The 17,148-nt window shown below is 71.2% G+C and carries 20 protein-coding genes; 10 read left to right on the plus strand and 10 right to left on the minus strand.

Going from position 1 to position 17,148, the window contains the following annotated elements; translation table 11 throughout:
- Positions 1 to 50 precede the first annotated feature (50 nt).
- Complete coding sequence (locus MEICH_RS24175) at positions 51 to 1,955, plus strand: hypothetical protein (RefSeq protein WP_051304034.1); 1,905 nt, start codon at positions 51 to 53, stop codon at positions 1,953 to 1,955.
- Between the two features lie 59 nt (positions 1,956 to 2,014).
- Here the strand turns inward: MEICH_RS24175 and MEICH_RS0107530 are convergent, their stop codons facing one another.
- The gene (locus MEICH_RS0107530) at positions 2,015 to 2,431 is read right to left on the minus strand and encodes a prealbumin-like fold domain-containing protein (protein WP_027892096.1); all 417 of its coding nucleotides are present in this window, start codon (positions 2,429 to 2,431) and stop codon (positions 2,015 to 2,017) included.
- Positions 2,432 to 2,622: 191 nt separating this feature from the next.
- On the opposite strand from MEICH_RS0107530, the gene MEICH_RS0107535 reads away from it, so the two are divergent.
- The 4 genes from MEICH_RS0107535 to MEICH_RS0107550 all read left to right on the plus strand — a co-directional run bounded on the left by MEICH_RS0107535 (position 2,623) and on the right by MEICH_RS0107550 (position 7,352).
- On the plus strand, positions 2,623 to 3,144 hold the full coding sequence (locus tag MEICH_RS0107535) for a GNAT family N-acetyltransferase (RefSeq protein WP_027892097.1): 522 nt from the start codon (positions 2,623 to 2,625) through the stop codon (positions 3,142 to 3,144).
- A 69-nt stretch (positions 3,145 to 3,213) separates the two neighbouring features.
- Positions 3,214 to 4,110 (plus strand): hypothetical protein, encoded by an 897-nt coding sequence (locus tag MEICH_RS0107540; RefSeq protein WP_157202661.1) that lies wholly within the window; start codon positions 3,214 to 3,216, stop codon positions 4,108 to 4,110.
- A gap of 508 nt (positions 4,111 to 4,618) precedes the next feature.
- Positions 4,619 to 6,112: a hypothetical protein gene (locus MEICH_RS0107545; RefSeq protein WP_027892099.1), complete on the plus strand. Its 1,494-nt coding sequence runs from the start codon at positions 4,619 to 4,621 to the stop codon at positions 6,110 to 6,112.
- A 10-nt stretch (positions 6,113 to 6,122) separates the two neighbouring features.
- Entirely contained in the window at positions 6,123 to 7,352 is a 1,230-nt protein-coding gene (locus MEICH_RS0107550) for a 2,3-bisphosphoglycerate-independent phosphoglycerate mutase (RefSeq protein WP_027892100.1), read from the plus strand.
- A gap of 156 nt (positions 7,353 to 7,508) precedes the next feature.
- On the opposite strand, the gene MEICH_RS0107555 is transcribed toward MEICH_RS0107550, so the two are convergent.
- The gene (locus MEICH_RS0107555) at positions 7,509 to 8,594 is read right to left on the minus strand and encodes a VanW family protein (protein WP_338025472.1); all 1,086 of its coding nucleotides are present in this window, start codon (positions 8,592 to 8,594) and stop codon (positions 7,509 to 7,511) included.
- Positions 8,595 to 8,964: 370 nt separating this feature from the next.
- On the opposite strand from MEICH_RS0107555, the gene MEICH_RS0107560 reads away from it, so the two are divergent.
- Complete coding sequence (locus tag MEICH_RS0107560) at positions 8,965 to 9,660, plus strand: FAD-dependent oxidoreductase (protein ID WP_027892102.1); 696 nt, start codon at positions 8,965 to 8,967, stop codon at positions 9,658 to 9,660.
- Here the strand turns inward: MEICH_RS0107560 and MEICH_RS0107565 are convergent.
- The 8 genes from MEICH_RS0107565 to MEICH_RS0107600 form a co-directional block, all read right to left on the minus strand.
- Complete coding sequence (locus MEICH_RS0107565) at positions 9,613 to 10,590, minus strand: A/G-specific adenine glycosylase (protein ID WP_027892103.1); 978 nt, start codon at positions 10,588 to 10,590, stop codon at positions 9,613 to 9,615. The two genes, MEICH_RS0107560 and MEICH_RS0107565, sit on opposite strands and share 48 nt — an antisense overlap.
- A gap of 218 nt (positions 10,591 to 10,808) precedes the next feature.
- Entirely contained in the window at positions 10,809 to 11,207 is a 399-nt protein-coding gene (locus tag MEICH_RS0107570) for a CoA-binding protein (RefSeq protein WP_027892104.1), read from the minus strand.
- Complete coding sequence (locus MEICH_RS0107575; protein WP_027892105.1) at positions 11,204 to 11,764, minus strand: ankyrin repeat domain-containing protein; 561 nt, start codon at positions 11,762 to 11,764, stop codon at positions 11,204 to 11,206. Before MEICH_RS0107575 ends, MEICH_RS0107570 begins: the two co-directional genes overlap by 4 nt.
- Positions 11,765 to 11,823: 59 nt before the next feature.
- Positions 11,824 to 12,354, minus strand: a complete 531-nt coding sequence (locus MEICH_RS27020) for a helix-turn-helix transcriptional regulator (RefSeq protein ID WP_051304035.1) — start codon at positions 12,352 to 12,354, stop codon at positions 11,824 to 11,826.
- 29 nt (positions 12,355 to 12,383) lie between these two features.
- Positions 12,384 to 13,097 (minus strand): hypothetical protein, encoded by a 714-nt coding sequence (locus MEICH_RS0107585; protein WP_027892106.1) that lies wholly within the window; start codon positions 13,095 to 13,097, stop codon positions 12,384 to 12,386.
- A 46-nt stretch (positions 13,098 to 13,143) separates the two neighbouring features.
- Entirely contained in the window at positions 13,144 to 13,980 is an 837-nt protein-coding gene (locus tag MEICH_RS0107590) for a metallophosphoesterase family protein (RefSeq protein WP_027892107.1), read from the minus strand.
- A gap of 3 nt (positions 13,981 to 13,983) precedes the next feature.
- On the minus strand, positions 13,984 to 14,601 hold the full coding sequence (locus MEICH_RS0107595; RefSeq protein ID WP_027892108.1) for an MBL fold metallo-hydrolase: 618 nt from the start codon (positions 14,599 to 14,601) through the stop codon (positions 13,984 to 13,986).
- 80 nt (positions 14,602 to 14,681) lie between these two features.
- On the minus strand, positions 14,682 to 14,921 hold the full coding sequence (locus MEICH_RS0107600) for an FmdB family zinc ribbon protein (protein ID WP_027892109.1): 240 nt from the start codon (positions 14,919 to 14,921) through the stop codon (positions 14,682 to 14,684).
- A gap of 269 nt (positions 14,922 to 15,190) precedes the next feature.
- On the opposite strand from MEICH_RS0107600, the gene MEICH_RS30455 reads away from it, so the two are divergent.
- From MEICH_RS30455 to MEICH_RS0107620, 4 genes are read left to right on the plus strand one after another with little or no spacing between them, the layout of a single operon-like run.
- Positions 15,191 to 15,322: a hypothetical protein gene (locus MEICH_RS30455; protein ID WP_275052616.1), complete on the plus strand. Its 132-nt coding sequence runs from the start codon at positions 15,191 to 15,193 to the stop codon at positions 15,320 to 15,322.
- 5 nt (positions 15,323 to 15,327) lie between these two features.
- Positions 15,328 to 15,564 (plus strand): hypothetical protein, encoded by a 237-nt coding sequence (locus tag MEICH_RS0107610; RefSeq protein ID WP_027892110.1) that lies wholly within the window; start codon positions 15,328 to 15,330, stop codon positions 15,562 to 15,564.
- Positions 15,557 to 16,882, plus strand: a complete 1,326-nt coding sequence (locus MEICH_RS0107615) for a hypothetical protein (protein WP_157202662.1) — start codon at positions 15,557 to 15,559, stop codon at positions 16,880 to 16,882. Before MEICH_RS0107610 ends, MEICH_RS0107615 begins: the two co-directional genes overlap by 8 nt.
- Positions 16,879 to 17,136, plus strand: coding sequence for a hypothetical protein (locus MEICH_RS0107620; RefSeq protein WP_027892112.1), 258 nt, complete (start codon positions 16,879 to 16,881; stop codon positions 17,134 to 17,136). The genes MEICH_RS0107615 and MEICH_RS0107620 overlap by 4 nt, the downstream gene beginning before the upstream one ends.
- The last annotated feature ends 12 nt before the right edge of the window (positions 17,137 to 17,148 follow it).

Consider the following 17,148-nt stretch of genomic DNA (forward strand, 5'->3'; position numbering starts at 1 on the left):
GAAAGCAAATGCGAGCGATCCGTTGGCTATTTTTCGCAGGATTGGGTGCTGTGCTCACGGCGTGCCCGGGCGGTGAGAACACCGGCTTAGAGATCAGCATCCCCGGCATTGACGGCGCGGTGCGCGAGATCTCCAAGGCCACCACCGTGACGTTGCCCACGGGGGTAATGGCTACGGAAGAGAACTATGTGCCGGGCAAATTCTACGACCAGGTGTCCCCGCTGTTCCGCTACCGCAAGGGCCTGACCCCCAGCGGCCGGGAGGCCGTACCCGGCGGCGTGAACGCCGGGCAAAGCGGCCTCGAGGCGCCGTCCGGGGCGAGCGCGGCGGTGAGCCAGGTGGCGAGCTTCGAGGGCCTCAACCACTTCCAGCACCGCTTTGCCAACGACGGCAACCAGTTCAGCGTCGAGCCCCCGGACCAGGCGCTGTGCGTGGGCAACGGCTTCATCTTCGAGTCGGTCAACACCACGCTGCGGGTCTACGGCCTCGACGGGACCCCCAAGACCAACCCCATCGACCTCAACACCTTCTACGGCTACCCCGACGCCATCGACCGGGTCAACGGCAACAAGATCGGGCCCAACGTCATCGACCCGGTCTGCCACTACGACCCCGAGACCAAGCGCTTCTTCCACGTGATCACCACCTTGCACGTCGACGAGAACGGGGAATTCACCGGGCGCAACACCCTCGACGTCGCGGTGAGCAAGACCTCCGACCCCACCAAGGCCTGGGACATCTACTACATCCCCATCACTAACGACGCCAGCGAGGGGACCCCCGACCATAACTGCCCGCAGGACGCCTGCTTCGGCGACTACCCCCACCTCGGGATGGACGCCTACGGCCTCTACATCACCACCAACGAGTTCCCGCTGTTCGACAACGGGTACATGGGGGTCAACGTTTACGCGATCTCCAAGAAGGCCCTGGCCAACGGCGACGCGAAGATCAAGATGGTGGAGTTCTTCGCCCCCTTCAACCCCGCCACACCCCCCACCCCCTTCACCCTGATCCCGGCCATCTCCCCGGGCACGAGCTTCGAGAAGAAGTTCGGCGGCGTGGAGTACCTCCTCAGCGCCGACGCCGACGCCCTGTTCGACGACCCGAGCCAGGCCAGCCAGCTCTTCGCCTGGGCCGTGGTCAACACCCGCGCCCTCGACGCCAAGATGCCGCAGATGCGGCTCATCCGCAGCGCGGTGCCGGTGAAGCCCTACTCGGTGCCGCCCAGGGTCGAGCAGAAGCCCGGGAACTTCCCGCTGGGGCAGTGCATCAACGACACCACCACCCCGGTCAAAGTGGGGGATGAGACGAAGAACGGTTGCTGGAACCTCCTGCTCACGACCGAGCCCGCCCACGACGAGGTGCTGCCCAAGATCGACGCCAGCGACGCCCGCATGCAGCAGGTCACCTTCGCCGCCGGCAGGCTGTGGGGCGCGCTGGCGAGCGGGTTCACCGTCAATTCCGCCACCAAGGTCGGCGTGGCCTACTACATCCTCCAGCCCAACCTCACCAAGGACGCCTTCACCCTCAGCGTGGTCAAGGACGGCTACCTGATGTCCGACACCGCCAACCTGATCTACCCCGCCCTGGGCGTGACCGCGGCGGGCAAGGGCGTGATGGGCTTCACCCTCGTCGGGCCCAACGACCACCCCAGCGCCGCCTACGCCACGCTGGACGCCACGGCGGGGGCCGGGCCCATCGTCGTCGCGGCGCCGGGCCAGGGGCCCAACGACGGCTTCACCGGCTACAAGGCCCTCACCAACAACCAGCCCCGCCCGCGCTGGGGCGACTACGGCGCGGCGGCGGTGGACGGCGACACGGTCTGGGTCGCCAACGAGTACATCGCCCAGACCTGCACCCTGGCGCAGTGGATCACGGGCACGACCTGCGGCGGCACGCGTTCGGCCCTCGCCAACTGGTCCACCCGGATCACCGGGGTGAACACCCAGTAGCCCCGCCCCTGAACGCGAAGCCCCCCTCGAGGGGGGCTTTTCCGTGGCGGGCGCGCCACCTACCGCATCCCGGAGTCGTAGACGATGACCACCTTGGTGAAGCGCCCGGCCTCGACATTGACGGGGATCTGGGCCTCGGCGGGGCGGGCGAGGGCCTTGCGCTGGGGCACCAGGGTGTAGGTCCCGGGCTCGAGCACGATCTTGAAGCGCCCGTCCTCGTCGCTGCTGAAGCGGGCGAGCACCTCGTCGCCGGCGTGCACCTCGATGGTGGCCTGGAGGGGGCGGTTGGTGCAGTTGGGGTTCTCGGCCTGCGCCACCGGGCACACCGGCCCCACCCACACCTGCCCCTCGATGCCCCCCACCACCCCCACCGCCCGTTCGGGCCGGACGGCCTGGACCTCGGGGTTTTGCGCCTGAGGCACGCAGGCGGGCAGCAGCAGGCACAGCAGCAGCATCCACGGGCTCATGAGGTTCATGCGACCTCACCTCCACGGCCATGCTAGGGCATGGCCGAATGTAGCGTATGATAGCCGGCCCCTATCGTGTATTTCCCGTGCCGCGTGGGGCACGCGCCGGGGCCGGGCACGGGTGCGCGACCGGCGTCGTGTGGCCGGTTCCGCCGCCTGGGTGAGCGGCAAACACCCGTGAGGCGCACTATGCTGGGGGCATGGAACTCCACGGCTCCGGCGTGTTGCTCCGCCCTTTCCGCTGGGAAGACGCCCCCGACCTGTTCCCGCTGTGCCAGGACGAGGAGCTGACGCGCTTCCTGGCCTGGTGGCCGCACCAGAGCCTCGAGGACACCTACCGCATGCTCGAGGGCTACGTGGGCCAGGAGCGCCAGTGGGCGGTGGAGGTGGAGGGGAAGGCGGCGGGCTGGATCGCCCTGCTCGTGGACTGGCAGAACCAGATCGCCGAGATCGCCACCTGGCTGGGCCGGCCTTACTGGGGCCGCGGCGTCAACCGCGAGGCCAAGCGCTTGGTGCTCGACTACGGCTTCGGGACGCTCAACCTCCAGCGCATCGAGTCGATCACCCACGTGGAGAACGTCAAGGCGCAGAAGGGGCTGGAGAAGCTGGGCTTCGTGCGGGAGGGCGTGCTGCGGCGCTACCGCTGGGTCAAGGGCTGGCACTGGGACATGGTGATGTACAGCCTCATGCCCGAGGAGTGGCTGCAGCAGCCGGGCAGGTAGCCCCGCGCTAGGCGGCGTTACCGCCCCGTTACCGCGGCGGCCCCACACTCCGGGCGAGGAGGAACGACCATGCGAAGCCTCGCGCTGTTGGTGCTGCTGGCGGCCCAGGGGTGGGCCCTGGCCCAGGAGATGGAGGCCGGGCGGGAGTACCCGGGCGGCTCGAGCCTGAGGAACAGCTATTTCGGGGTGCAGGTGCGCGTGCCCAGGGGTTTCATGGCCCGGCTCGCCGAGGAGAACGGGGTGCAGGCTTTGGGGATGGGCTCGCCGGAGGGGGTGGGGGCGCTGCTGCTCTTCCAGTTCGGGGTGCCGCAGGCCAGCTACCGGCGCCTGCTTTCCCAGCCTTTGCCGCTGGGCGAAGCGCGGCTGGAGCCCCGGCAAGCCCCCCGCAGCCAGGGCAACCGGGTGAGCGTGCGCGGCGCCGACGGCGAGCGGGGCCTGGTGGCGCGGTCGGGCTCGGTGAACGCCCCGAGCGGGGCCAGCGTGCTGCTGCTGGTGGTGGGACCGGTGGGCCTCGAGGCCCGGGTCGCGGCCACCTTCGACGCCCTCGTCGCAGGGCTGCAATTCTCCAAACCGCTGGCCGGGGGCGGGGACGCCAAGCTGCGCCAGGCCTGGCAGAACCGGCTGCTGGGCCGCCTGCTCAGCGGCTCCATGGCCGATGGCAACAGCAGCGCGAACGGCTCGGGCGGGGTGGCCTCCGACACCCGGCTGGCGCTGTGCCGGGGTGGGCGCTTCGTCTACGAGTCCCGCAGCACGGCCTTCGTCAGCATCCCCGGCGGCTCGGGGGTCAGCAGCGTGAGCGAGGACGGCGCCGAGGGCACCTGGGCGCTGGAGTTTGCCGGCTCGAGCGGGGCTATCCTCGCGCTCACCGACTCGAGCGGCCTGCAACGGCGCGTGAACGTGCGGATGGCGGGCGGGCGCGTGCTGCTCGACGGGCGGGCGGTGTCGCTGAGCCCTGGCGGTTGTTGAGCGGTGGGGGAGAGGATTCAGGAGGTGGGTATGCGAGGGCGGCTTATTTGCTTCGGCATCGGCCTGGCGCTGGCGGCCTGCGGGCGCGCGCCGGAAGGGCAGCCCCAGCCCGTGCAGGCGGTGATCACCCCGGCCGGGGGCGGCCTCGAGGTGCGCGACGCGCAGGGCGGGGCGTTGCGCGGTCAACTGGCCGACGGGGGGGTGCGGCAGGACACCCCCTTCACCCTCACCCCGCTCCCGGCCCAAGACGGCGCCCTCACCGCCTTCCGGGTCGAGCCGGCCGGGCTGCTGCTGCTCGAGCGGGCCCGGCTGAGCTACGCCCCGGCCGGTTCGCTCCCTGCCCGGGCCCACTTCTTCTGGAAGAATGCGGCGGGCCGCAACGCGGTGCCCACGGTGCGGCAGGGGGGCGGGCTCGAGGCCGACGTCGGGGTGCTGGGCTACCCGCAGCCCGGGAGGGCTCCGCGGGCTCGCCGCCGCCGAGGCGCCCGAGAACACCCTGGAGGTCGCCGTGCTCGACTGCCAGGGCGAGGTCGCCGGGCTCGAGGCCCGGCTGGCCCAGGCGCTCGCCCACGACGACCTCGGCCAGGCCCAGGCCCTCTTCGACGAGCTCCAGGCCGTGGTGCTGGCCTGCCAGCAGCTCGAGGTCGCCCGGCTCAAACAGAAGGCCTGCGACGCCTACGCCGCCGCCGAGCTGCGCGCTCAGGCCGTCGCTGCCGACAGCTTCGCCGCCTTCGACCAGCTCGCGGTCCCCCTGATCGCGGGCCTGGTCTACACCCAGCTCACCGGGGCCGAGTGCGACACCGGCGCATTTAGTGCCGTGCTGGATGCCAAGTTCGGCCAGTTCCTCGACTTCGTGGAGGCCGAGGTCGCCAAGCCCAGCTTCGACGCCGTTTTCGAGGCCATCGTGGACCGCTTCCGCGACCTCGTGGACTACCACGCCCACTGCCAGCTCATGGGGCTCTCCGAGGCGGTGTGCGACCGCTTTGCCCAGCACCTTTACCCGGAGGTGCTCGAGCGGCTGCGCGAGGCGGCCTACCGTGAGTGCCGCGCCGAGGGCAACCTGCTGACCTTGAGCCAGATGCACGCCCAGGTGTTGCCGCGCCCGGTCGTGGGCAACCGCCCGCGGCCCCGGCTGCGCGCCCTGCGGGGCGGCCCCTACCTCGACTTCGCCCGCTACACCTACGCCGACCTCGAGGCCGACCTCGCCCACTGCCGCTCCGAGCTCGGCGTGCGGGTCTTCGACGACGCGGCCACCGTGCCCGTCGAGCTCGCCAGCCAACAGCGCGCCCTGCAGGGCGGGGCCCTGCCCGGCGGCCACGCCACCGCCGCCAGCGTCCGGGTCCCGAAAGACGGCAGCCTGACCCTCGGCGGCGCGGTAAAAGCCCTCCTCTGCCCGGACGGGAGCTTCAGCGACGACGCCTTGGTCTTCCGGGTCGGCGGCGCGGCGGTGGCCCAGCGGGCCCGCAACGGCGGGGGCTTCACCCTCGAGACCAGCCCCGCCGACCTCGTGCTCGAGCAAGTGCTCGCCACCGCCGGCCTGCCGCCCGACACCGCCGGCTTCACGCTCGAGGTCTTCCGCGAGGGCAGCGCCTGCGGCGGCGGGTTCAGCAGCCCGTTCAAGCTCTACGAGGTCAGCGTCGAGGTGGTCTCGCTCAGCCTCGACGGCATCAGCGGCTCGCCCACCATCGTCTACAACACCACCGAGAACTACCTGCTGTTCTGGTCGGGCAACCCGAAGTTCCCGGTCCAGATCAAAACCCGCACCCTCTCCTGCGGCGTAGATGCCTGCACCTTCCCGCCGCTCGTCACCGTCAACTCCCTCCAGCGGCCCCAGCCCTTCCCCCTGCGCTGCACCGGCAGCGACGACACCCCGGCGGGCACCATCGTCTCGGAGAGCGTGATGGTGGACGCCGACGGCATCGCCAGCAACCCGCTGCGCCTCACCGTCACCTGCGTCCCCGCGCCCCAGCCCTCGAGCCCCGTGCGCGGGGCGGGTCGTTAGAATAGGTCGCATGAGCCTGTTCCCGATCCTCGAGGAGATCTCCCAGCCCACCCCCAGCAAGATTTTGTTCGTCGTGCTCGACGGGGTGGGCGGCCTGCCCCGGCAATTCGGCGGCCCCACCGAGCTCGCCGCCGCCCAAACCCCCAACCTCGACGCCCTGGCGAAGCAGTCCATGCTGGGCCTGCAATACCCGGTGGCCCCCGGCATCGCGCCCGGCTCGGGCCCGGGCCACCTCTCGCTCTTCGGCTACGACCCCATCCAGTACCAGGTGGGCCGGGGGGCGCTCTCGGCCATCGGCATCGGGGCCGAGTTCCGCGAGGGCGACGTGGGCGTGCGGGGCAACTTCGCCACCCTCGACGCCTCGGGCCTGGTCAGCGACCGCCGCGCCGGGCGGCCCAGCAACGAGGAGAACGCGCGGGTGGTGGGCAAGCTCAAGGCGGCCATCCGGGAGGTCGAGGGCGTGCGGGTGAGCTTCTACACCGAGAGCGAGCACCGCTTCGTGGTGATCCTCTCCGGCGCCGAGTTGGGCGAGAAGGTCTCCGACACCGACCCCCAGAAGACCGGCGTGGCGCCCCTGCAAGCCCACGCCCACGACCCCGCCGACGCCGCCAGCGCCCGCACCGCCGCCGTGCTCAACGCCCTCAGCGCCCGCATCCGCGAGGTGCTGCGGGATGAGCCCACCATCAACGGGGCCCTCTTCCGCGGCATCTCCGAGCGCCCCAAGTTCCCCTCCATGCAGCAGGTCTACAAGCTCAACCCCGCCTGCGTGGCCTCCTACCCCATGTACAAGGGCGTGGCGAGCCTGGTGGGGATGAGGGTGCTCGAGGTCGTGGGCGAGGAGGACGCGCCCGAGGGCAAGGTGAAGGCCCTGCAGACCCACTGGGCCGAGCACGACTTCTTCTACCTGCACTTCAAGAAGACCGACTCCACCGGCGAGGACGGCGACTTCGACGAGAAGGTGCACAAGGTCGAGCTCTTCGACGGCCTGCTGCCCGAGTTGCTGGCCCTAAAGCCCGACGTGCTCGTGATCACCGGCGACCACTCCACCCCCAGCGTGCTGAGGGCCCACTCCTGGCACCCGGTCCCGGTGCTGCTGCACGGCCCCTACCTCCGCAACGACCCCGCCCAGCGCTTCACCGAGGACGAGGCCGCCCGGGGCACCCTGGGCACCCTGCGCGGCACCGACCTGATGCCCCTGATGCTGGCCCACGCGGGCAAGCTGCAGAAGTTCGGGGCCTGACCGGAGCCGCGGGCCGGCGTGCTGGGCTAACTCGACGGCCTCCAAAACCGCTCAGGCCCGCTTGGCCGAGGCCGGGAAAGCAACCTCGAGAAGCGAAACTGACCGGGGCTAACCGGATGGGTTGGCCCCGGAACGTCTCGGGCGTGCCGCCCTTACCTACGGGCTTGTAGCCGGGTCGTCGGGCCCCAGCGGGTCGCTCGGCGGGACCGGCGCGGGCGTGGGCAGGGGGTCGGCAGGGACCGGCTCGGCGGGTTTTTCCTCCGGCTTGGGCTCGGGCTTGGGGGGTGGGGGAGGGGTGGGGCCCACCAGGTAGACGGCGGCCCAGGGGCGGTACTGGCTGAACAGCGAGTCCTTGACGACCCGCCCGTCGTCGAAGGTGACGGTGCGGTACACCGTGACCTGCGCCCCGGGGGCCGAGAAGTCGATCTGCTTGCGCTGGCCGTAGCGAAGCGACGCGTCCACGATGAAGCGGGTGGGCGGGGCGGGGATGACGTTGCGCACGAGCGGCTTGGTCCAGGTGGTGTCGCGGTCTTTGGTGCCGAAGAAGCGGTAGGTGGTGCGGTAGCCGCGCACCTGGGTCTGGATGAGGATGTAGCCCGGGGTGTCGTTCTTGAACTTGAGGTCCTGGGTGGGGTAGTACACGGCGGCGTCGAGGCCGGTGGGGCTGTAGTAGCCCACCTGGTAGCTGTGGGGACGGCGCTCGAGGATGGGCAACCCGGCGAAGTAGGCCGCGCGGAAGAGCGTGGTCGAGGTCTGGCAGACCCCGCCCCCCACCCCGGTCTCGGTCTTGTCGCCCACGATCACGTAGGCCTCGCGGAAGCCGGTTCGGGCCGAGATCTCGCCCACCGTCTGCAGGTAGGAGAAGGTGGTGTCCGGCGGGATGAGCACCCCGTCGAGCTTGGCCGAGGCGTGGGCGATGTTGTAGATCCTCGAGGGGATCGAGCCGTAGAAGGTGGTGGTGGCTTCGGAGATCAGCTCGCGCACCCCCAGGGTGTGCCAGTAGACCACGCCGCGGCTCGAGCGCTGGTACGCCACGGGCAGCCGGAACTCCTTCTTGCCCTCCTGCAGGGCCTTGAGGTAAGCATTCTTGGCGTTCTGCGGCCCGAAGGCGTAGCCCGGCCGCTCGACGGCGACCCAACCCCGGTCCTTCGTGAAGACCCACTTCGCCGGGGTCGGAGGCCGGCTGAGCTTCTGAATCAGCCCCTCGATCTCACCCACCCCGCCCACCTTGTAGCGCTGCACGCCCGTATAAGTCTTGAGTTCACCTTGCTCAATAGCCCATTCCTGCGTCACCAATAACGCGTCCGGCCCCGCCAGCGCCACCGGACTCAACGACATCAACGCACCAAGCAATACACGTCGCATGGACTCAGTGTAGCGGCAGGAGGCGAAACAGACGCTGTGAAAATGCACTAAAGCAGCCGGTGGGTGTCGAGGGGCTAGTGGCTCGTGGCTCGTGGCGTGTGGTGGACCCCTCCCCGCCGGCGTCGAGGGTCCAGGGTCCAGGGCCGAGGCGTTTGGCGTTTTGCGTACGACGTAGGACGTACGACGTACGACCCGCGCTCCGCGTTCGGCTATCAGCTATCGACCATCGACATGTATCGTATCCCCGATGGAATACCAGGTCCTCATCGTCGGTGCCGGCTTCGCCGGTTCGGAGGCCGCCTATGCCCTGGCCCGCCAGGGGGTGCGGGTGGGCCTGCTGACCCAGAGCCTGGACACGGTTTACCTGCCCTTCACACCCCTCGAGGAGCCCGGTCCCGAGGGCAGCCTGATGGCCGAGGTGGGGGCGGCGGGCATGAAGGGCTGGGAGCTGCACGCGCGGGCGAAGTACCGCCTGGAGGCCCAGCCCCACCTCCACCTCCTCCAGTCCTCGGCCACCCGGCTCTTGCTCGAGGGCCCCAGGGTGGTGGGGGTGGAGACGTGGGAAGGCCCCAAGCGGCGGGCCGAGCGGGTGGTGTTGGCGCTAGGCAGCTTCCTCGAGCCCCGGCTCGCCATCGGCGGCGTGGTCGAGGAGGCGGGGCGGCTGTCGGAGGCGGCCTACCCCGACCTCTACCAGGACCTGTGCATCTGGGGGTTCGACTTCGTCGAGGAGGAGGCCGAGGTCCCCGCGCAGGGCGGTACGCCGGGTTACAGCGTGCGCTACAAGCACTTCGCGCCGGGGGAGTGGGACCCCCAGACCTTCCGGTTGCGGCGGCTCGAGGGCCTCTACGGCCTGGGCCTGTGCGTGCTGGGGCAGGGCACGTACGCCCGGATGGCCTCAGAGGGCCTGCGCCTGGCGCAGTATCTTGCGGTCGAGCTGGGATAGCGGCTTGTCGGCGGGGTCGTGGCCCGGCCCCTCCCAGGCGCTCCGGTAGACCCGCACCTCCAGCTTGCGGTGGCTGAAGGCGTGCCGGACGGTGCCCACGGGCTCGGGCGGGGCGATGGGCGTGCCGTGGTCGGCGGCCAGGCGCTCGAGCAGCGGCCCCAGCGCCTCCCCTTCGGCCATCGGTACGCCCCACAGCCCGCCCAGCACCGGGCCCCGGCGGGGCTCGAGCAGCACCCCCCGCGCTCCCCGCAGGACCAGGGCTACCGCCGTCACCGCCTTTTGCCGCCGGGCCTTGGGGGCAGGATAGCGCTCCGGCGCGCCCTTGCCCTGGCACCAGCCGGCTAGGGGGCAGCTCGAGCAGGCCGGTCTGCGGGGCGTGCAGACCGTGGCCCCGAGTTCCATCAGGGCCTGGTTCCAGTCGCCCGGGTGATCGGCGCTCAGCAGTTGGTCGGCCCTGGCCTGAAGCTGGGCCAGGGTGGGGTTTTCCCAGGCCATCAGCCGGCTGATCACCCGGCGCACGTTGCCGTCCACGGCCGCCACCGGCTCGCCGAAGGCGATGGAGGCCACGGCGGCGGCGGCGTAGGGGCCCAGGCCGGGCAGTTCACGCAGCCGGGCGTAGCTCGAGGGGAGGTCCGGCCGGGGCTGTGCCGCGACCGCCTGGGCCAGCTTGTGCAGGTTGCGGGCGCGGGCGTAGTACCCGGCCCCCTGCCACGCGTGCAGCACCTCCTCGAGCTGTGCCCCTGCCAGCGCCTGCAGGTCGGGGAAGCGCTCGAGGAAGCGGCGGTAGTAGGGGACGGCCTGCTCCACCCGGGTCTGCTGCAGCAGCACCTCGGAGAGCAGGATGCGGTAGGGGTCGCGCTCGGCGCGCCAGGGGAGGGCGCGGCGGTGGGCGCGGTACCACTCGAGCAGGTCGTGCTGGAAGGGGGTCAAGGTCGTTCCTCGAGCCGGGGGAGCACGCGACCTTCGCCCGAAGACCGCGACGCCCTGGCGCATTTGTACCGTGGCGAGGCGGGCCGGATGGTGGCCTACCGCACGCCCTGGACGTCACCGCCGCCGGGCACGCCCCCTTCGCCTTGGGCGATCCCCAGGTGCTCGCCAGGTCGGGGGCTGCCGCCTTCGGCGGCCGAGGAGGGCTGACCGCGGCGCGGCTAGCGCACCAGGGCGCGGTGCACCGTCATTAAGCAGCGGTCCTGCACCACCGCGATCCCGGCCTGCTCGAGCCGCGCCGCGAAGTCGTCGTTGCGGATGCCCGACTGCAGCCACACCAGCCGGGGCCGCAGGGCGAGGACGGCGTCGAGGTGCTCCGCTAGGGCCTCGCTGCGGCGGAACACGTCGAGGATGTCCACGGGCACCGTGAGCTGCTCGAGCCCGGCCGCCACGGTCTGCCCGAAGAGCTCCTGCCCGGCGAACTGGGGGTTGACCGGCAGGACCATGTACCCCGCCCGCTGCAGGTAGGCCGGGACGAAGTGGGCGGGGCGGTACGGGTCGGGGTGGGCCCCCAGCACGGCGACGGTGCGGGCCTCGCGCAGGAATTGCTCGAGGTTCATCCCCGCGCCTCGAGCAGGGCGACCATCTCGCCGTCGCCGCGCTCTAAGGCCAGGTCGCGCGCGGTCTTGCCCTGGAAGTTCTTCCAGTTCAGGTCGGGCCGGGTGAACTCCAGCAGCCAGCCCGCCAGGCGGTAGTGGCCGCGCTGAACGGCGTGGACCAGGGCCATGCTGCTGCCCTCGGTGGCCCCGGCCTCGTAGAGCAGCCGGGCCAGCTCGACGTTGCCGCTGTGCGCGGCGTGGGGCAGCAGCGGGATGCGGTGGGCCCCGTGGCCGCGGGCCAGGCTGGGGTCGGCCTCGAGCATCGCCCGCACCGCCTCGAGCCGCCCCAGCATGGCGGCGGTGCAGATGTCGAGCGGGGCCCCCTGCCCCAGCAGGTACTCGGCGATGGCGGCGTTGCCCACGTGGGCGGCGCCCTGCAGGGCGGTCTCGGTGTCGCCCTCCTGCCAGACGTGGGCCCGGTTGAGCAGCTCCGGCACCTCGGCCAGCATGCGCCTGACCTTCTCCAGGTCGCCGTGCCCGGCGATCACGAACTCACGAACCAGCTCAGGACTTGGCACGGCTCCACTCTACGCCCTGGCAGCCGGGGGCATTGGGTGACCAGGCGCTATCGCGCTTTTCACTCGAGCGCCGGCGGCGCGCCCAGGTAGTGCAGGATGGCCTGGGAGCGGTTCTCGGCCCCCATCTTCTGCCGCAGGCTCAGCACCCAGTGCGAGACGGTCTTGGGCTCGATGTGCAGCGCCTGCGCGATCTCCTTGTCGCTCCAGCCCCGCGTCAGCAGGCGCAGCACCTGGCGTTCGCGGGGGGTGAGGCGCTGGCCGTCGGGGAGGGAGGGCGGGCGCAGGGTCTGGCCCTCGGCGGCCAGGCGCAGGGCCCGCTCGAGCTGCGCGGCCTCCATCGGCTCGGTCAGCAGCGCGGCGGGGGCGTGCTCGATGAGGTCGTGGAGGTAGTACGGCGACTCCGAGGCGGTCGCGATCACCACGGGGGGCTCGAGCAGGGGCAAGAGCTCGAGCGCCGAGCCCACCGGGTAGTCGAGCAGCAGCGTCACCGGCCGGGGCAGCTCGAGGCGGGCGGTCATCTGCTGGACGGCCTCCCGCATCCAGCCCGAGCGGCAGTGCACCTGGACGACGCCTTTGGACGAACCCGACATGTCCCCTCCCGGACCTGCTCGCCCTCATTCTAGCGGCTGGTGTTCCAAGCCAGCAGGCTCATGCCCCCCAGCCAGAACAGCCCGTAGAGGGCCTGGTTGAGCAGGTTGAGGTTGCTGCCGTAGTCCTGGTCCCCCGCGAACAGCGCCACCACCCGCGCGACGCCCACGAGCACCAGCGCCCAAACCACGTTGCGCAGGGCCCGCTTGATGCGGTCGTTGATCATGCCCCGCACCTCGAGCAAAAACAGCAGGGTCAGGAAGAAGGGCACGAAGTAGTAGACCGGCTGGACGGGGGTGGAGAGCTCGAGGCTCGTCACGACCGCCGTCAGCACGCCCGCGCCCCCCGCCGCCAGGGCGCTCACCCGCAGCGCCAAGCCCCGGCGGTGCAGCCCCAGCCGCTCGACGGCCCAGGGCAGGCCGGCCCCGGCCACCCCGAAGACGGCCGTGCCGCTCAGGAAGAGCGGGTCGAGCGAGGCCCGCACGCCGAAGAGCCAGTGGTAGGTCAGGGCCAGGTCGCCCAGGGCCAGGACCGCCAGGCCCAGGGCCAGCCCCTGCAGGACCAGCGCCAGGCCCTGGGGCATCCGCCGGGCCATGCTGTAGAGCCCCTGCGCCGCCAGGAGGTTGGCGATGGCGGTCCCCAGCGGCAGCATCCCGTGGACCGCGACCAGCCCCGCCAGCCACACCCCCCAGGCGACCAGCAGGATGGGGCCGCTGACCGCGCGGGGGAGGGTCCGGCTGATCACGGGACCAGCCTAGCAGAGGGGGCGTGGGGGGCGCGAGTCGGTAGTTTTACCCAGAGCGGGCGAAGCGCTCGGGGTTGGCCCGGCGGTAGGCCGCCCAGGAGTCGCGGTCCAGGGGGCGCTTCTCGGCCTCGGCCCACAGCCAGAAGGGCACCAGCATCGAGCGGGCGTTCTGGGTCTCGCAGTAGAAGATCTCGGCCGACAGGCCCCCCTCCTCCAGCATTCCCGACTCCCGGAAGGCCCGGAGGGCGGCCTCGAGGTCGTAGGGCACCTGCCGGAAGTGGGGTACGAGGGCCCCGCCCTCGGCCTCGAGCACCAGGTACTGCGCCCGCACGTCGCCGTTGAAGGGGGCCCCCACCGCCCCGGTGTTCCACACCAGCGCGCCGTCGTGCTGGCGCACGTAGGGCCGGTGGGTGTGCGAGCCCACCAGGTAGCGCGCGGGGTACTCGCGCAGGATCTCGCCCAGCGCCTCTTCGCTCAGCCGCTCGTCGTAGCCCTCGCGATAGTGGCGGGGCGAGCCGTGGGTGACGCGCAGGCCCAGCTCCTCCAGGTGCACCTGGTAGGGGAGGGCGGCGAGCCAGTCCAGGTGGGGCTGGGGGAGGGTGTGGGCCGTCCAGCGGGTGGCGGCGAAGAAGGGGTCGTCGAAGAGCAGCTTGAGCGAGTCGTGCCCGGCGCGCCACTTCACCACCAGGTCGTCGTGGTTGCCCAGGGTGAAGCGGTAGGGCAGCTCCCACAGCCGCTCGACCACCGCCCGGTTCTGCGGCCCGCGGTTGATGAGGTCCCCGTTGACCACCACGACGTCCGGCCGCACCTCCTCGAGGTCGGTCAGCACCGCCTCGAGCGCGGGGAGGTTGCCGTGGATGTCGGAGAGGACCGCGATGCGCATGGCTCAGTCCTGCCGCAGGTAGGGGTTGGAGCGGGCCTCGGCCTCCAGGGTGGTGGCCGGGCCGTGCCCGGGGTGGACCACGGTCTGCGGGGGCAGGGTCAGCAGCCGCTGGAGCGAGGCGAAGAGGTCGTGGGGGTTGGAGAGGGGCAGGTCGTAGCGGCCGATGCCTCCCTTGAACAGCACGTCGCCGCTGAGGAGCTGGCCGTGGCCGTAGAAGGCCACGTGGCCGGGCGCGTGGCCGGGGAGGTGCAGCACCTCCAGGCCCAGCCCGAAGTCGAGCTGCTGGCCCTCCTCGAGCCAGCCCGAAGGCTCGGGCGGCTGGGGAAAGTCCATCCCCCAGCGCTGCCCGCTCTCGCGGGTGCGTTGGTAGAGGGGCAGGTCGGCGCGGTGCAGGTAGACCGGCAGGCCCAGGGCTTGTGCCAGGGGGGCTACCGCCCCCACGTGGTCGAAGTGGGCGTGGGTGAGCAGGATGGCCTCGGGCTTCAGCCCCACCCGCTCCACCTCGGCCAGGATGCGCCCGGCCTCGTCGCCGGGGTCCACGATCGCCCCGCGCCCGCCCTCCCCGACGAGCAAGTAGGTGTTCTCCTGGAGGGGGCCGACCGTGAGGCTATAGATCTTCATCGGCTCTAGCCTACTATCGCGGGGGCCCGCACGAAAAAGGCGCTCCTCACAGGGAACGCCTCCGGGGAGCGGGGTGGGCCTCAGTCGGCGGCCTGGGAGCTGGGCTCGGTCTTGCTCTCGCTCTTGCCCGTGGTCGAGGACGCGCTCTTGCTGTCCTTGACGTACCAGCCCGAGCCTTTGAAGATCACGGCCGGGGCGCTGATGACGCGCTTGATCGGCTCGCCCGTCTCGGGGTGGTGGGTGTAGGCCGCGTCGCTGAAGCGCTGCTCGAACTCGTACCGGTTGCCGGTTTCCAGACCCTGATAGACGTACACGGGCATGGTGTGCTTCCTCCCAGAGCGTTCGGGCGGGCCTGCCCTCGCGGGCGTGGGCCTCCCCCACTAACAATCATCAAGTATATTGACAGAACAGCACTCAGACTGTCAATCACCCCTGCCCCTGCCCCCGGGAAAGCCGGCAGGCGCGGTAAACGGGCTCCCGGGGCCACTTTGTGAACGGAGGGGCTAACCGGTGTGACCGGGCTACAGGACTGCGATTTCACTGAATTGTTCGAATAGTTCGCCGACAGGAGCCGAGAAACGAGGCTCCCATGCGGCAAAAACAACAGATTGACCCAGCAGACAACCCCAGGCCCTTCCGGCCCACCGAGCGCACTTGGTTTATCCGGGCGCTCGGTTTTCTGTGGCTCGTCGTCCTCGTCCTGGTGGCGCTGCGGGGGTAGCCCTTATGACGCCGAACCTCTTCGATCTCATGCAGCGTGTCCAGCTCCGTTCCGGCGGCCGGGTCTACTTCTGGCCCGCGCCCTCGCCGGTGGACGGCTCCGTCTACTGGTCCTGCGCCCCCTTCCGGGGCGGGGCCATGGTCCCCGTGCCCACCGACCGCGGCGCCTACGTCGCGGTGGGCGCCGACCCGGCCCAGGCCCTCGAGCGCCTGGCCGAGCGCTGGGGGGTGGGCGGTGCTTGACCCCCGGCTCCGGCGCAGGCTCGAGCGGCTGGGCGAGCTGGTGCGGGCCCGCAACAGCGGCAGCGGCCAGCCCGTACCCGGAAAACCGCCTGAAACGGCCGGTAACCCCCCTCCGAGCGGGGCCCCGCGGGTGGACCTTGGGGCCAGGGAGCGCCTCGAGCGCCAGGCCGAGCAGTTGCGCCGGCGGGCCCGCCTGGTGCGGGGGGACCAGGCCGAACAGCTCAAGCGCGACCTCGAGCACCTGACCGCGCGGGCCTTCGAGCTGGTGGACCTGGGCCTGCCCCTCAAGGCCTACGAGGTGTACCGGGCCGCCCAGCTCCAGGCCGCCCGCTGGTTCGCCGAGGTGCCGCCCACCCAGGCCCTGCTCGAGCGCATCCTCCGGCGGGGGCGCTGGGAGCTGGAGGGCTTCGCCCTCGAGATCTTCCAGGCCCTGCTCGAGCTGGCCCTCCACGTGGGCGACCGCCGCGGCTACCACCCCTCCACCGGCGAGGTGGCCTTCCACCTGCCCCAGCTCGCCCTGGCCCTCTACCTGTGGCCCGACGCGCGGCTAGAGACCGCGAGAAAGCGCCTGCAGCGCGGCCTGAAGGCCCTGGCGGAGCTGGGCTGCGTGAGCTACAAGGCCCGGGTGGGCAACGCCAAGGACGCCGACACCGGCGAGGCGTTGGGCTGGAAGGACGGGACGGTGTTCAACGTGCGGCTGCGCGCGGGCCGGGCGGCCCCGCTGCTCAAGGAGACCCTGGCCCACCCCTGGCGCGACCTGGACGGCGACACCCGCCGGGGGCGCACCATAGCCAAGCTCATCCGGGCGGCCTTGTCCCAATCACAAAAGACAGTGGATAGATTGATGGACAAAAAGAGCCTCAAAGAATGGGCGTTACCGCCTTCTCTCCTGAACTCTCAATCGTTAACTGATTGGGACACGTCGCCCGAGGCCGTGCACGTCGCCCTGCGCAACGCCGTGCAGGACGTGAAGCACGCCACCGAGCCCACCCGGATGCAGTTCATCGGGGCGGCGGCAGGGGCCATCAGCCGCAACATGATGGACGGGCACAGCCGCTGGCTGTACTTCGCCCTGCTGGGGGGCGCCCGGGCGCTCTACGAGAGGGGCACCGACCGCTTCAAGGCCCTGCAGGCCCACATCGGCGAGGTGCTGAGCCAGTACGGGCGGGGCGAGGCCCACAGGCCCGGCGCGGTGCTGGTGACCCGGCTCAAGGAGGTCGGCCTGTGGGACGAGCTGATGGGGGCCTGGGAGCGCTGCGCCTGGAAGGCCAAGGCCCCGCCTGAGGCCGGGGGCGCGGGCGCGGGGGGTGGGGGGTGAAGCGCGAGAGCTGGCAGCGCTGCTGGCGGCTGCTCAAAGACGTCCAGGCCGGCGTGGGCACCTATGCCACCCTCGAAGCCTCGAGGCCCAACGACAACCGCCGGTACAACGGCCTAGCCAGCGCCCCGACCAACGCCCGCTATCTGGTGGCGCTGCTCGAGGCCCAGCTCCGGGCCGAGGGCTGGCCGCAGCCAGAACCCAAAGGCCGAGAGCCTGAGCGCTCGGACTACGACGAGGCGGAGGCCCGCCGGTGAGCGCCCTCCGGG

Origin of the sequence: Calidithermus chliarophilus DSM 9957, from assembly GCF_000430045.1 — a bacterium.
GTDB lineage: Bacteria > Deinococcota > Deinococci > Deinococcales > Thermaceae > Calidithermus > Calidithermus chliarophilus.